The organism is Arthrobacter sp. Hor0625 (assembly GCF_052567525.1).
In genome coordinates this window covers 554,782-568,688 of the sequence record NZ_CP199586.1, presented here as the reverse complement: position 1 = coordinate 568,688, position 13,907 = coordinate 554,782, and the positions used below count along the sequence as shown (strand labels likewise).

14 protein-coding genes are annotated in these 13,907 nt (G+C 70.1%); 9 read left to right on the top strand and 5 right to left on the bottom strand.

Going from position 1 to position 13,907, the window contains the following annotated elements:
- The first annotated feature begins 41 nt into the window (after positions 1-41).
- A complete protein-coding gene (locus ACTWLI_RS02460; RefSeq protein WP_445155122.1) occupies positions 42-1,184 on the top strand; it encodes an adenosine deaminase in 1,143 nt (380 codons plus the stop codon).
- 91 nt (positions 1,185-1,275) lie between these two features.
- Here the strand turns inward: ACTWLI_RS02460 and ACTWLI_RS02455 are convergent, their stop codons facing one another.
- Both ACTWLI_RS02455 and ACTWLI_RS02450 read right to left on the bottom strand, forming a co-directional pair.
- Complete coding sequence (locus ACTWLI_RS02455; protein WP_445155121.1) at positions 1,276-2,250, bottom strand: aldo/keto reductase; 975 nt, start codon at positions 2,248-2,250, stop codon at positions 1,276-1,278.
- Between the two features lie 101 nt (positions 2,251-2,351).
- Positions 2,352-2,795: a DUF2177 family protein gene (locus ACTWLI_RS02450; protein WP_445155120.1), complete on the bottom strand. Its 444-nt coding sequence runs from the start codon at positions 2,793-2,795 to the stop codon at positions 2,352-2,354.
- Positions 2,796-2,935: 140 nt separating this feature from the next.
- Here ACTWLI_RS02450 and ACTWLI_RS02445 point away from each other — a divergent pair, with 140 nt between their 5' ends.
- The 3 genes from ACTWLI_RS02445 (at position 2,936) to ACTWLI_RS02435 (ending at position 5,763) form a co-directional block, all read left to right on the top strand.
- Positions 2,936-3,802, top strand: coding sequence for a DUF1295 domain-containing protein (locus ACTWLI_RS02445; protein ID WP_445155119.1), 867 nt, complete (start codon positions 2,936-2,938; stop codon positions 3,800-3,802).
- Between the two features lie 147 nt (positions 3,803-3,949).
- Positions 3,950-4,822, top strand: coding sequence for a pullulanase X25 domain-containing protein (locus ACTWLI_RS02440; RefSeq protein ID WP_445155118.1), 873 nt, complete (start codon positions 3,950-3,952; stop codon positions 4,820-4,822).
- Between the two features lie 143 nt (positions 4,823-4,965).
- Positions 4,966-5,763 (top strand): alpha/beta fold hydrolase, encoded by a 798-nt coding sequence (locus tag ACTWLI_RS02435; RefSeq protein WP_445155117.1) that lies wholly within the window; start codon positions 4,966-4,968, stop codon positions 5,761-5,763.
- Between the two features lie 287 nt (positions 5,764-6,050).
- Here the strand turns inward: ACTWLI_RS02435 and ACTWLI_RS02430 are convergent, their stop codons facing one another.
- On the bottom strand, positions 6,051-7,289 hold the full coding sequence (locus ACTWLI_RS02430) for a mechanosensitive ion channel family protein (RefSeq protein WP_445155116.1): 1,239 nt from the start codon (positions 7,287-7,289) through the stop codon (positions 6,051-6,053).
- Between the two features lie 199 nt (positions 7,290-7,488).
- Here ACTWLI_RS02430 and ACTWLI_RS02425 point away from each other — a divergent pair, with 199 nt between their 5' ends.
- Both ACTWLI_RS02425 and ACTWLI_RS02420 read left to right on the top strand, forming a co-directional pair.
- On the top strand, positions 7,489-8,229 hold the full coding sequence (locus ACTWLI_RS02425) for a hypothetical protein (protein ID WP_445155115.1): 741 nt from the start codon (positions 7,489-7,491) through the stop codon (positions 8,227-8,229).
- Between the two features lie 199 nt (positions 8,230-8,428).
- A complete protein-coding gene (locus ACTWLI_RS02420) occupies positions 8,429-9,040 on the top strand; it encodes a hypothetical protein (protein ID WP_445155114.1) in 612 nt (203 codons plus the stop codon).
- A gap of 374 nt (positions 9,041-9,414) precedes the next feature.
- Here ACTWLI_RS02420 and ACTWLI_RS02415 read toward each other — a convergent pair whose 3' ends face one another.
- Entirely contained in the window at positions 9,415-9,681 is a 267-nt protein-coding gene (locus ACTWLI_RS02415) for a YegP family protein (RefSeq protein ID WP_445155113.1), read from the bottom strand.
- A gap of 155 nt (positions 9,682-9,836) precedes the next feature.
- Here ACTWLI_RS02415 and ACTWLI_RS02410 point away from each other — a divergent pair, with 155 nt between their 5' ends.
- Positions 9,837-10,154, top strand: coding sequence for an acylphosphatase (locus ACTWLI_RS02410; protein ID WP_445155112.1), 318 nt, complete (start codon positions 9,837-9,839; stop codon positions 10,152-10,154).
- A 12-nt stretch (positions 10,155-10,166) separates the two neighbouring features.
- Here ACTWLI_RS02410 and ACTWLI_RS02405 read toward each other — a convergent pair whose 3' ends face one another.
- The gene (locus ACTWLI_RS02405) at positions 10,167-11,969 is read right to left on the bottom strand and encodes a RecQ family ATP-dependent DNA helicase (RefSeq protein WP_445155111.1); all 1,803 of its coding nucleotides are present in this window, start codon (positions 11,967-11,969) and stop codon (positions 10,167-10,169) included.
- Positions 11,970-12,140: 171 nt separating this feature from the next.
- On the opposite strand from ACTWLI_RS02405, the gene ACTWLI_RS02400 reads away from it, so the two are divergent.
- Together ACTWLI_RS02400 and ACTWLI_RS02395 are read left to right on the top strand one after the other, a co-directional pair.
- Positions 12,141-12,476, top strand: coding sequence for a cupin domain-containing protein (locus ACTWLI_RS02400; RefSeq protein WP_056738848.1), 336 nt, complete (start codon positions 12,141-12,143; stop codon positions 12,474-12,476).
- Between the two features lie 57 nt (positions 12,477-12,533).
- Entirely contained in the window at positions 12,534-13,898 is a 1,365-nt protein-coding gene (locus ACTWLI_RS02395) for an MFS transporter (RefSeq protein WP_445155110.1), read from the top strand.
- The last annotated feature ends 9 nt before the right edge of the window (positions 13,899-13,907 follow it).

Below are 13,907 nucleotides of genomic sequence, written 5' to 3'. Positions count from 1 at the left end.
ACTCTATCCGCCTTCGGTTGCGCCGGGCATATCCTTACCGAATGGAAACTTACGACGGCGGCGCCGGGGCGCCGCAGGCGGAGGGCGTTCCGGGGGACGCCGCCGAGGCCCGCACTGCTGAAGTCCGCGCCGATGAAACCCGCACCGAAGAGCCCAGCGCCGAAACCCTCGCCGGCGAGGTCCGCCCGACGGATGCCCGCACGACCCTGCCGGTGGCGGAGCTGCACCTGCACATCGAGGGCACGCTGGAGCCGGAGCTGATCTTCGCGCTCGCCGAACGCAACGGCATCACCCTGCCCTACGCCGACCTCGACGAGCTTCGGGCCCGCTATGAGTTCACGGACCTGCAGTCATTCCTGGACCTGTATTACGCGAACATGGCTGTGCTGCAGACGGAGCAGGACTTCGCGGATATGACCCGCGCCTACCTGGCGCGCGCCGCCACTGCCGGGGTGCGGCACGCCGAGATCATGATGGATCCGCAGGCCCACCTGTCCCGCGGGATCCCCCTGGCCACCTGCGTGAACGGCGTCGCCTCGGTGCTCGCCACGTCCCAGCAGGAGTTTGGCATCTCCACCCTGCTGATCGCGGCGTTCCTGCGCGACCTGTCCGAGGACTCCGCCCTGGAGGTCCTCGAGCAGCTCCTCGCCATGGACGCCCCGATCGCCGGGATCGGCCTGGACTCCGCCGAGGTGGGCAACCCGCCGTCGAAGTTCCAGCGGCTTTTCGCCCGGGCCAAGGAGGCCGGGCTGCGGCGGATCGCACACGCCGGTGAGGAGGGCCCGCCGTCGTACATCATTGAGGCGCTGGACGTCCTCGGCGTGGAACGGATCGACCACGGCATCCGCTGCATGGAGGACCCCGACCTGGTGGAGCGGCTGGTGCACGAGCTGATGCCGCTGACCGTCTGCCCGCTGTACAATGTCCGGCTCCGCGCCGTCGACACCCTGGCCGAGCACCCGCTGCCGGCCATGCTCGCCGCCGGGCTCAACGTCAGCGTGAACTCGGACGATCCCGCGTACTTCGGCGGGTACGTCGATGACAACTTCACCCGGCTCCAGTCCGAGATCGGCCTGTCCGACTTCGACTGCGTGCGCCTCGCGGCCAACTCCATCCGGTCCTCCTTCGCGGACGAGGACCGGAAATCGGAGCTGCTGGCCGAACTGGCCGCCTCCGGCCGCTGACCCCGCCGTTGCTCTATCACTTATGGCTGCCAAACCTGCCGGATAGGAGCCATAAGTGCTAGAGCAACCGGGGGTTAGCCGGGAGCAGGGCTTAGGCGTCGATGCTGCCCATGTTGGGGTAGCGGGCACCCGCGGCGGCGCCGGCCGGGGCCAGCTCATCGAGCCGGGCCAGATCGCTCGCGGAGAGCTCGACGTCGACGGCGCCCAGGTTCTCGCGCAGCCGCTCGCGCTTCTTGGTCCCCGGGATCGGCACGATGTGCTCGCCCTGGGCCAACAGCCAGGCCAGAGCCAGCTGCGCCGGGGTGCAGCCCTTCTCCGTCGCGAGCTCGGTCACCCGGTCCACGAGGGCCAGGTTGCGGGTGAAGTTCTCACCCTGGAAGCGCGGTGAGTGCCGGCGGAAGTCATCCTCGGCGAAGTCCTCCTCGCTGCGCAGCTGGCCGGTGAGGAAACCGCGGCCCAGCGGGCTGTAGGGGACGAAGCCGATGCCGAGTTCGGCGAGCACCGGGAAAATCTTGGTCTCGGGCTCGCGTTCCCAGAGCGAGTACTCCGTCTGCAGCGCGGTGATCGGGTGCACGGCGTGGGCGCGGCGGACCGTGTCGGCGCTGGCTTCGGAGAGGCCCAGATGCCGCACCTTGCCGGCCTGGACCAGCTCCGCCATCGCCCCGACGGTGTCCTCGATCGGCACGGTCTTGTCCACCCGGTGCTGGTAGTACAGGTCGATGTGGTCGACGCCGAGGCGCTGCAGGCTGGCGTCGCACGCCGCCCGGACGTACTCGGGCCGGCCGTTGATGCCCACCCAGGAGCCGTCCACCCGGCGTTCGTTGCCGAACTTGGTGGCCAGCACGACGTCGTCGCGCCGGCCGGCAATGGCGCCGCCGACGAGTTTTTCGTTGGTGAACGGGCCGTACATGTCGGCGGTGTCGAGCAGGGTTCCGTCGGCGTCGAGGAACGCGTGGATGGTGGCGACGGACTCCCGCTCGTCGCCGCGGCCGTAGAACTCGCTCATGCCCATGCAGCCCAGCCCGAGGGCCGAGACGGTAAGCGAGCCGAGGGTACGTGATTCCATGGGGTTCTCCTGACCAGAGGGGGAGGTGCCGCGGATCGGCCCTTACGGGCGGCGGCGGTCAGGCAACTCTAGCCAGCCTGATTGCCCCGGGCAACGGTCGTTCAGTCCCTGGCGGGCGAGGTCCCGGAGCGGGGGCGGTGCAGGCGCAGGATCACTGCGGTGAGGGCGGTGACGACGGCGCACACCGCGGCGCCCCACGCGATGTCCGTGACGGCAACGACGGCGGGGAAATCCTTGAGCACGGCGAAGGCCGTCAGCGCCCACGTCGCGTAGGTGAAGAAGCCGAACAGCGCCCCGCCGGCGGCCCGGCTCCGCAGCGTGGCTCGGTCGTCGCCGGGCCGGATGCCGTAGTGGACGATGCCCGCCACGTAGACGAGGTAGAACAGGACGGCGCCGACGGCGTTGAAGCTGGCCGGGAGCAGGTGCCCGATCTGGCTGCGGTACTGGGGGTTGGCCACGGTAAAGATCCAGACGGCGTCGATCCCGGCGAAAATCACGGCGGCCACGGCGTAGGCCAGCAGCCATTTCCTGAGCGGACGGGTCATGGGGGCTCCTTCTGGGCTGGATGCACGTTCAGTGATGGGGGCCTGACCGGTGGAACTGGAACTTTTCCCAATACTAGTTCGTAGGCTTAGTAGTCAGTGCCGGCTACCAACTTCTGGGCCGCCAACGGAAGGAACGATCCATGAAGGAATCCGAACGCAAGGCGCTCGCCGCCATCCCGGTGGTGGTGCTGCTCGGTGCCGGGCTCGCCTGGGCCGGCAGCCAGGGCGGGGCGGCAGTGGGCGGCGTCCCGGTGTTCGCGCTGGCCGTGGGGGCCGCGTTCCTGATCCAGTGGCTGGTGTTCATCCCCGCGTACCTTGCCCAGACGGAGCGGTTCTATGACCTGACCGGGTCGCTGAGCTATGTCGCGGTCACGCTGTTGCTGGTCCTGCTCACTCCGGGGATCGACGCGCGGGGGCTGCTGCTGGCCGCGCTGGTGCTGGTGTGGGCGGCGCGGCTGGGTTCCTTCCTGTTCCGCCGGATCAGCAAGGCCGGCAAGGACGACCGCTTCGATGAGATCAAACCCTCCTTGGTCCGCTTCCTCAGCGTCTGGACCATGCAGGGCATCTGGATCGCGTTCACCGCCGCCGCGGCGTGGGTGGCCATGACGTCAGCGACCCGGGCCGGGCTGGACTGGTTCGCCCTCGTCGGCGTGCTGGTGTGGGCCGCCGGATTCGGCGTCGAGGTGGCAGCCGACGGGCAGAAGAGCCGGTTCAGCGCGGACCCGGCCAACAAGGGCAAGTTCATCTCGACGGGCCTCTGGGCGAAATCCCGGCACCCGAACTACTTCGGCGAAATCCTGCTCTGGATCGGCGTGGCCATCATCGCGCTGCCCGTGCTGCAGGGGTGGCAGTGGGTGGCCCTGATTTCGCCGGTCTTCGTCGCCCTGCTGATCACCAAGGTCAGCGGTGTCCCGCACCTAGAGAAGAAGGCGGACAAGAAGTGGGGCGGGCAGGCCGACTACGAGGCCTACAAGAAGAACACCCCGGTCCTGATCCCGAAGTTCTGAGGCCGTCCCGAGCCCGCTCGGGTGGCCGGAGCCGTCCGCCGGAGCGTCACATCGGGTCACGACACACGGGGGATCTTTGCCTTCGGTCGCGGAACCGGGCGAACCTTGGCAAAATGCAGGTGGATCAATAGCTTCTAAAGGAGACCCATGGGCGCGAACGCTGCGGAAAACACCAACCTTCGACTGAAGGCCGTGCTGGATGTCCTGGCCGAGGGGGTGTGGTCGGGCGAGAAGCTGAACGCCGGCGTCGTGCTCGGCGAGGCGATTGCCCGGGTGCCGCTCAACGAGCGCGAGCGCGAGCTCCTCAGCGGCGGAATCCCGCGCGGCCACAAGGCGCTCACCACCGCCACCGCCAAGCTGGTCAAGGCCGGCTGGCTGGTCAAGGGCCGCTCCGGCTGGACCATCACCGAAGACGGCCAGCGGGCCACGGTGGCGTTCGCCGACCCGGCCGCGTTCACCGCGGCGCTCGACGCCGGCACGCAGGCTCCGGCGGACACCCCGCTGCCGGCCGCCCCGGCCGGGAAGCCCGCGGCCAAGACCGCGCCGAAGGCGGTTCAGGTGGCCGAGAAGGTGGCGGACGCCGCCGCCAAGCTGGTCGAGGAAGCCGTCGCCCCGGTGGCGAAGGCGGTCCGGAAGCGGAAGGCTGCGGACAAGACCGCCGCCGAAGCCGCCGCCGAGGCAGCGCCCGCCGAGGCTCAGGCGCCCGCGCCGGAAGCCGTCCAGCAGCCGGCCGAGGTGGCCGTCGCCGGTGACTTCAACGTGCTGCTCGGCGCGCCTGCCAACTGGGCGCCGCAGTACGACGAATCCCAGATGCAGCTGGACGAGGTGGACCAGCTCTGGAAGCTCGCCGCTGACCTACCGGCCGGTTCCTACAGCTTCAAGATTGCAATCAACCGTTCCTGGGACGAGAACTACGGGGCCTTCGGCCACTTCGACGGAGCGAACCACGAGATCCACCACCGCGGCGGCCTGCTGGTCATCCAGTACGACCACCGCACCAAGGACATCGTCTTCGGCTAGCCACCGGCCGGCAGCCGTCCCGCCAATACGCGAAAGAGCCTGCGCCTCCTGTACCCGGGGGTCGTAGGCTCTTTCTTCGCGTGGCGGGAGGATTTGCGCCTCCCGGACCTGCCGGGGAACGCGCAGCGGCCTAGCATTACCTCATGGATACCGTGGAGGTTGCGGGCCTGCGCATCCGGTACCGCCGTGCGGGCGAGGGGCCGCCGCTGGTCCTGCTGCACGGCGCCTACGAGGACAGCCGCATCTGGCGACGCCAGCTCGACGCGTTGTCGGATCGATTCGCGGTCTTCGCCTGGGACGCCCCTGGCTGCGGCAGCTCGGACCATCCGCCGGCTGACCTGACCGCAAAAGACTTGGGGGACGCTCTGGCCGGGTTCCTTCGGGAAGTGGTTCCGGGCAGGCCGCACATCCTCGGATTCTCCATGGGCTCCGGCATCGCCCTGGAGCTCTACCGGAACCACCCGTCCGTCCCCGCGTCGCTGCTGCTGGTCTCGGCCTACGCCGGGTGGGCCGGATCCCTCCCGCCCGAGGAAGTCGAGCGCCGGTACGCCCAGATTTTGGCCGAACTTGAGCAACCGCCGGAACGGTTCATCCCCGCGTGGCTGCCAACCCTCTTCACAAGCCGTGCAGCTCCCGCGGTGGTGGAAGAAGCCAGCGCCATCATGGCGGACTTCCATCCGGCCGGCATGCGGGCCCTCTTGAACGCCAGCGCACGGGCCGACTACCGCGACGTCCTGCCGGCCATCGCGGTGCCAACCCTGCTTCTGTATGGTGCAGAGGACGTGCGCGCGCCGCTGAGCGTGGCGCGGGAGATGCACCGGCAAATCCCGGGCTCGGAGCTCGTCATCATTCCCGACGCCGGCCACATGGCGGCCCTTGAAGCGCCGGAGGACTTCAACGCCGAGGTGCGCCGGTTCCTGGCAGGCCTCAGCGAAGCGTGACGCCGACTAGAACCGCGTAGAGTCCGCCGGGATGGCGGCGCAACCGGGCCGGGATCCGGGATCGGTAGCGGCCCGGGCGCGGGCCCCGGCGTCGGACTTGGCCCCGGGGCGGGGATGGGCGACGGCGGCGTGGGCCCGGGCTCGGGCGGGAACGGGTCGCCAGGCTGCGGCTCGGGCGACGTCGGCCCGGGCTCCGGCGGAAACGGATCCGGCTCGGGCGATGGGGGAATGGTCATGGCACCGATTATCGACCCGCTCCGGCGGCGAGGGAAGAGAAGCGGGCCCGCCTAGTTTTGCGCCGCGATCGACTTGTCCCGGTCCTCGAACACGTCCTCGCCGGGACCGGAGAAGGCGCGGGAGCGCTGCACGGCCTCGATCGAACCGGTGAACAGCTGCGAATCGTGCGGGTCGGACGGCAGCCGGGCGGTCGTCTCGTCCGCGGCAGCGACCTTGCCCGGCCGCCGGGCCGCCGGCTGAGTGGAGGCGGCGCCGGAAGAGGGCATGGATTCGAGCCGCACGTGCGGCAACGCCGTCGGGTACTCCTGCTGCAGGAACAGCACCAGCTCTTCGCGGATCAGGCAGCGCAGGTCGAAGAGCGAGGCGCTGTCCCCGGCGCTGACCAGGATGCGCACCCGGACGAAGCCGGCCGTCGCGTCCGTGATCTGCAGGATCCCCACCCGCTGGTCCCACAGCTCGGTGGAGGCCAGCACCTTCTTCAATTCGGCCCGCATGGCCTCGACCGGAGCGCGCCAGTCCAGGTCGAACTCCACGGTCCCCATGACCTCGGACTGGCGCCTGGTCCAGTTTTCGAACGGGGTGGTGGTGAAGTAGGTCGAGGGCAGGATCAGCCGCCGGTCATCCCAGATGTGGACCACCACGTAGGTCAGGGTGATCTCCTCGATCCGGCCCCACTCCTTCTGCACCACGACGACGTCGTCCACCCGGATCGCGTCGGTGAAGGCGAGCTGGATGCCGGCGAAGACATTGACCAGCGAGGTCTGCGCGGCGAGGCCGGCAACGATCGAGATGACGCCGGCAGAGGCGAGCAGGCCCGCGCCCAGGGCCTGGATGGCCGGGAACGTCAGCATGATGGCGCCGAGGGCCACGATCGCGACCAGCGCCACGCCGATCCGCCGGGCCAGGATGACCTGGGTCCGGAGCCGCCGGGCGCGCCGGTTGTCCGCCACGTCCACCCGGTAGCGGGTCAGGACCATGGTCTCGATGATCAGCAGCACGGCGATGGCCAGCCACGCGACCGATCCGATCAGCCCAATCAGCAGGGCGTGGTCGACGTTGCGGCGCCACTCGGCGTCGTCGGTGGTGAGCACCAGCGCGATCCGCACCGCGATCAGGCAGAGCGCGAACCGCAGCGGCAGGCGCGCCACCCGGGACGTTTCCCGCAGCGCTTCCTGCTTGCGGTTGAGCTGCAGGACCACGCGCCGGACCAGCCAGGAGGCGGTCAGCCCGGCGGCCACGGCCAGGGCCACGGCGATGAAGGGCATGGCTGGGTTAAGGAAATCTTGCATCCTTTAAGGACTAGCAAGGTTCGGCGGGCATTTGAAATCGGCGTACCGTCAAGGTGAGTTGGCTCACGCCGCAGCGTTCGGGCTTTCACGCGCCGCCCCGGGCTGAGGCGCTGCCGCGCCGGCGGGACCTTAGGCCCTTGATTCCGCGGCGCAACGCCCCAGAATGGAGCCACCACTTGCGGCTCAGGGGGAGGGTGACATGCGTCGACGCGCATCTGCTGGCGGATTCGGACTGATTGGAGCAGCCGGCCTGGCGATCGTGCTCTCCGGCTGCGGGTCTCCCGCCTCGGCACCGGCCACCAGCAGCCCGCCGGAGACGACGTCGACGTCGCCTTCCGTTACTGCTTCCGCTTCCGCCACGGCGTCACCCGGCACTGCCTCGCCCACCACTGCGTCGCCCACCACGACGGCCGCCCCGGCGGGCTGGAAGTCGTACACCACCTCCGACGGGACCCTGACCTTCGACTACCCGGACACCTGGTCCGTCAAGGAATCCGACGGCGGTGCGGCGCTGGTCAGCGACTACGGCAAGACGATGGCCCGGCTGCGCACAGGCGTGGGACCCGGACCGGCGTGCACGGCCAAATCGCAGTTCATGGTCTACGACTCCGCCCCGATTCCGGCGCTGGCCCGGGAGGGTGTGACGCCGCGGTTCAGCTACGAGGCGCGGGTCAACGCCACCTCCGCCGACCCGGGCAAGCCCAATACCTTCGCCTACGGCATCACCACTGCGCCGGAGCCCACCGGGACGGACGCCTGCCCGATCTCCCACGTCTTCCCCTGGCCGCCCCGCTCGGCATCGTTCGGCGGCGTCTATGACCCGTTCGACACCACCCCGGGCAAGCCCATGCACGTGGATACGCCTGAGGTGTACAAGGACACCGAGGAATACAAGATCATCAAGCGGGCCATGATGTCCCTGCGGCCGGCGGGGAAGTAACCCGGCGATGGCGCGCTGCGGGGGAGCGGCTGCTGTTGTGGGTGCCGTCCTGCTGCTGGGCGGCTGCGGGATTGCGCCCGCTCCCGGCGACGGGGGCACCGCCGCTTCGACACCGGCTTCTTCCGGGCCGGCATCCACTTTGCCGGGTGCGACGTCGGCTTCCGCTTCGCCAGGGTCGACGCCGGGGTCCCCGGCGCCGGTGCCTGCTCAGTCCGGCTCCGGTTCGCTCTCAGGGCTTGAGGATCCTCCGCCGGACTGGAAGACCTTCACCACCTCGGACGGATTGTCCTTCGACTATCCGCCGGACTGGACCGCGAAAGATCCCGGCGGTGCGCTGGGCGGGGCGTTCGTGGATGTCACCAATGCGTCCGGGAAGCGGATGGCGGAGCTGCGCACCAATATCGTCACCGGAGCCGAGTGCATCGAACAGTACCCCTACCGGATCTTCGACTCGCACCCGGTCCAGTCCCTGGTTGAGCCGGGGGCTGCGGACCACGCCGTGCCGCGGTTCGTGTTCGAGTCCCGCGGCGACGACACCGGCCCGGGCCCCACCCGGACCACCACGGCCGCCTACGGAATCACGATGATGCCGGAAGCGACCGGTGCGCTGGCCTGCCCGATGTTCCATCTGTTCCTCTGGCCGCCGAGCGGGGCGCTCTTCGGCGGGACCTACGACCCGGTCAAGAACCAAACCCCCGGTCCGCCGACCCTGCCGTACCTCGAGAAGGCGGAGCGGTACGCCACGACCCCGGAGTACCAGCAAATCCGCACCATGATCACCTCGCTCCGGCCCGCGAAACTCGCCAGCTAGCCCCACCCCACCCCCAACGCTCCCTCGGAACCGGAGCTGTTTTCCCCGACGCTCCCTCACCTCCGGCGGTGTTTTCCCCGACGCTCCCTCACGTCTGGCGGTGTTTTCCCCGACGCTCCCTCACCTCCGGGGGTGTTTTTGGGGACGCTCCCTCACTTCTGGTGGTGTTTTCCACGTCGCTCCCTCAAGCGCGGCGGTGCTGCCCCCTGCGGGCTGGTAGACCGCAGACGTGAGGGAGCGTCGGGCAAATAGCTACCGGACGTGAGGGAGCGTCAGGCGGATAGCCGCCGGACGTGAGGGAGCGTCGGGCGGATAGGCGCCGGAGGTGAGGGAGCGTTGAGTGAATGGGCGCCAAATCTGAGGGAGCGTTTGGGCTAGACGGCCGGGGAGTGGCGGCGCCGGGACGGGTGCGGGTGGGGAGTTTTGCTGCTCGTGGTCCACGTCGTGCCGCCCCAGGGCGTGGAGTGCGTTTCGCGGATGAGTCCGGTGCCGGCGCACTCGCGGACCGCCATGATGCCGTCCGCCGCGGAGCGCTTATCCTCGAAGGCCTTGGAGACCGCGAGTACGGTGCCGTCCGCGCCGAGCAGCCGGAACCGGACGTTCGATTCAGCGTCGGTGAAGATCTCGAATTGTCCTGCCATGTTCTTTACCTTTCAGGCGGTCCGGCGGGCGGCGCGGGGTGTCCGCTGCATGCCGCGTCCGGAGGTCTTCTTCCACCCTCACAAGGGCCGGCGGGCGGTTGAAGGGGCTAAAGTCCCGGATGCCGCGGGCTGGCGTGCGGGGCTAGGGTGGTTGCATGGCTGAATTCGCTGGGCATTCCGCGGCGCCGGATTCCGGAACCGCGGTGCGGCTGACGGCCCGGGTCGAGGGCATGGTGCAGGCGGTCGGCTTCCGCTACTGGACGGTACGCAAAGCCGAAGAACTGGGCCTGCGCGGCACGGTGCGGAACAACGACGACGGCACGGTCGGCGTCGTCGCTGAGGGCCCCCAGGCGGTGGTGCTGGAGTTCCGGCGCTGGCTGCGCTCGGCGGACGCGCCGGGCCGGGTGGACCACGTCGAGGAACGCATGTCCCCGGCCACCGGCGCCTTCAGCAACTTCCGGGTGGTGTACTGAGCCAGCCTGGTTTCACTCCGCGGCGAGGGTCAGCAGGCCCCGCTCCAACACGGCCTTGCGGGACAGCGTCTTGTACCCGGCGCTCTCGAACAGCACGGTGAGCACGTCGCCGTCGTGCTGCATGACCAGGCCCGGGCCCCACTCGGCGTGGACGACGGCGGCGTTCACCGGGAAGCCCGAGTCGTTCCGGCCGTCATGCCCGTCGGCGGCAGCGGCGGCGCCCCCGGCCGCCCCGGTCTTGGCAGCAGCTGCGCCCGAGGCGCAGTTGTCACAATTGCCGCAGCTGTCCGGGTGGTCCTCGCCGAAGTAGCCGAGCAGGAACTGGCGCCGGCAGCGGCGGGTCTCCGCGTACCCCCGCATCATCTCCACGCGCGACTGCTCCACCCGGCCGCGGGCCGTTGCGAGCTCCACCGCCCGGTCCAGCACCCGGTCCGGGTCTGCCGCAGCGTCGAGCCGTGCCCCGTCCCGGCCGGCGGTGACGGCCCCGGTGTCCTGCAGTTCGTTCAGCAGCCCGGTGAGGCGCCGGGCCGGGAATCCGGTCCGGACGGCCAGCTCCGACCGGGGCAGCGGACCTTCGGCGGCGCGCAGGGCGGTGAGGACGGCGCGGAGTGACGCCTCGTCCGGGGTGTGCGTGGTGAAGAACCGGCGCAGCCCCAGGTCCTCCGAGCGGTAGTGCAGCACGGCCAGGGCAGGGGCCCCGTCCCGCCCGGCGCGGCCGAACTGCTGGTAGTAGCTGTCCAGCGACTCGGGGATGTCGGCGTGCAGGACGAACCGGACGTCGGGCTTGTCGATTCCCATGCCGAATGCGGTGGTGGCGACGACGACGTCCAGCTCGCCGTCCAGGAACCGCTCGTGGACGTCCGCCCGGTCCGCCGCGGCCATGCCCGCGTGGTACGCGGCGGCGCGGAGCCCGTTGCGGGCCAGCTTCTGCGCGTACTTCTCCGTGTCCTTGCGCTTGGCCGCGTAGACCAGGCCGCAGGACGTGTGCACCGGGTTGGTCCCGGGTTCGACGCCGGGGCGCAGCTGCCTGATCAGCTCGGTGGCCTGCCGGATCACGGCCCGGCGCTTCTCCTTGTCCTCGTGGTGCCGGACGACGTCGAGGGTGATGTTGGGCCGGTCGAAACCGCGGACCAGAACCAGCGGGTTAGCCAGCCCGAGGCGCGCCTGGATTTCCTCGCGGACCGGGGGAGCGGCGGTGGCGGTCAGCGCCGCCGTCGTCGGGTTTCCGAGCCGGGCGCGGACTTCGCCGAGCCGCAGGTAGTCGGGCCGGAAGTCGTGCCCCCAGGAGGTGACGCAGTGCGCCTCGTCCACCACGAACAGCGCCGGCGCCAGGGCGGCGAGCCGTTCCACCGTGCTGTCCTTGGCCAGTTGTTCGGGCGCCAAGAACAGGAACGCCGCGGTGCCGTTTTCCGCCGCCTGCCACGCCAGTTCCTGTTCGGCCGGGCTGTGCGAGGAGTTGATCGCGACGGCGCCGCCCGGCCCGGCGGCCTCCAGCAGCCCGTCGAGCTGGTCTTCCTGCAGCGAGATCAGCGGCGAGACCACCAGGGCAGGACCGCGACGGGCCGGCTCCTGCTCCCGGCGGTGCAGCAACAGGGCGGGCACCTGGTAGATGGCCGACTTGCCGTAGCCGGTGGGCATTACGGCCAGCACGTCCCGGCCGGCGGCGAGGGCGCGCATGCCCTCCAGCTGGCCGTCGCGCAGGTGCGGAAGGTGGAACGCGTCCGCGGCGAGGCGGCAGAGACCGACGTCGGCCGCGTCCCGGGCGCGGGTCGTCGGTGCGTCGGGTGCAGGAGCTCCTGCGGTGGTGTTGGTCATGGGTACTACTCCGCGGGGACGTTCGACGGGCCGTCTGCTTCAGCCACCTCTTCAGCCTAGCCCTTACCCCGGCGGCCGCCGGGGCTGCGAACGGGGGAGGACCCGGCTCACGGGCGCCCCGGGGGCGGAAAGCCCTCGGCACCGGCGGTGATCGTGAGTACGGTAGGGCCCATGCAGAAAATATCGATCGAGGCCCTGGCCCGGCAGCAGGTCGCGGCGGCACTGGAAGCCGGCAGCGGGCGGGCCGCCGACACCGTCTTCGGCGGACACGAGAAGGTGCTGCGGCAGACCGTGATGGCCTTCAAAGCCGGAACCCAGCTGAGTGAACACCAGAACCCCGGGGAGGCCACGGTGTTCGTGCTGCGCGGCTGCGTCCGGCTGCAGTCCGCCGGCGAATCCTGGCAGGGGAAGGCCGGGGACCTGCTGATCGTCCCGGACGGCCTGCACAGCCTGCACGCCGAGGAGGACTCGGCCATCCTCATGACGGTGGCCAAGCTGAAGACCTGACCCCCGGATGACGTCCCCATGACGCGGACCCCGGCCGGGATAGGACAGACTGTTGCCGTGAGCAACTCTCCCCGAACCGGCGCCGCCATCGCTGGACTGAGCCTGGGCACCGCGCTGAACCCGCTGAACTCCTCGATGATCGCCGTCGCCCTCGTGGTGCTGCAGGCTGACTTCAGGCTCGATGTCGCCACGGTCACCTGGGTGGTCACCTCGTTCTACCTCACCTCCGCCGCCGGCCAGCCGCTGATGGGCCGGCTCGCCGACCGCTTCGGCCCGCGCCGGCTGTTCCTGCTCGGGATGGCCCTGGTGGCGGTGACCTGCGCGCTCGCCCCCTTCGCACCGAACTTCGCGCTGCTCTGCGTGGCCCGGGCCTTCATGGCCCTTGGCACCGCAAGCGCCTACCCGAGCGCCGTCGTCATGGTCGCGGAACTGGCGCGGCAGGCGGACGTGAACTCCACCCGCCCGCTGGGCCGGATCCAGATGGCCAACACCTCGGCGGCCGCCGTCGGGCCCGTGGTCGGCGGGCTGCTGGTGAGCCTGGTGGGCTGGGAGGCGCTGTTCCTGATCAACGTTCCGCTGGCCCTGGCGTCCATCCTGCTGGTCCGCCGGTTCGCGCCGCAGGATGGCGAACGTGAGCAGGGGAAGGTCTCGGAGCTGCTGCGGGACTCCGACCTGCCCGGCATCGGCGCGTTCATCGGGTCGCTGGTGCTGGTGATGATGGCGTTGCTGAACGTTGTGCCCGGCTATCGGTGGTGGCTGCTGGGCGGCGGGCTGCTGCTGGGCGTGCTGTTCGCGGTGCGGGAGCTGCGCTTCAACCCGCCGTTCCTGGACCTCCGGCTGCTCGGCCGGAACCGGCCGCTGCTGTTGATCTATCTGGGATTCGCGCTGTTCAGCGGCGTCTACTACTTCGCGTTCTTCGGCCTGCCGCAGTTGCTGCAGACCGCCGGCGGCTACGACCCCGGAATCGTGGGCCTGCTGATGCTGCCGCTCGCCGCCATCTCCGTGGTCGGCACGCCCGCCGCAGTCCGCGCCATCGACCGGTTTGGCGTGCGGCGGGTGCTGATCGCCGGCGTCGCGCTGCTGATCGCGGCGTCCGGCGCGATGTGGCTGCTGACCGGATCACTCGCCGTCCCGCTGGTGCTTGCCATGACCGCCCTGCTGGGGGTGCCCTACTGCGTCGTCAGCATCGCCACGAGCCAGGGCATGTACCTGTCCACCCGGCTGGAGGAGCGCGGGGTGGCCGCCGGGATCTACCAGACCTGCCGCTACCTCGGCGCGATCACGGCAACCGTGCTGATCGGCATCTTCTACGGCACCGGCGTGACCCAGGCCAACTGGGGCCTGATGGTGCTCGTCATGCTGGGCCTCGGCGCCGTGGTGCTGGTCGTCTCGCTGGCCTGGCGGGAGCGCCGGACGGCCTGAACCGCTCGG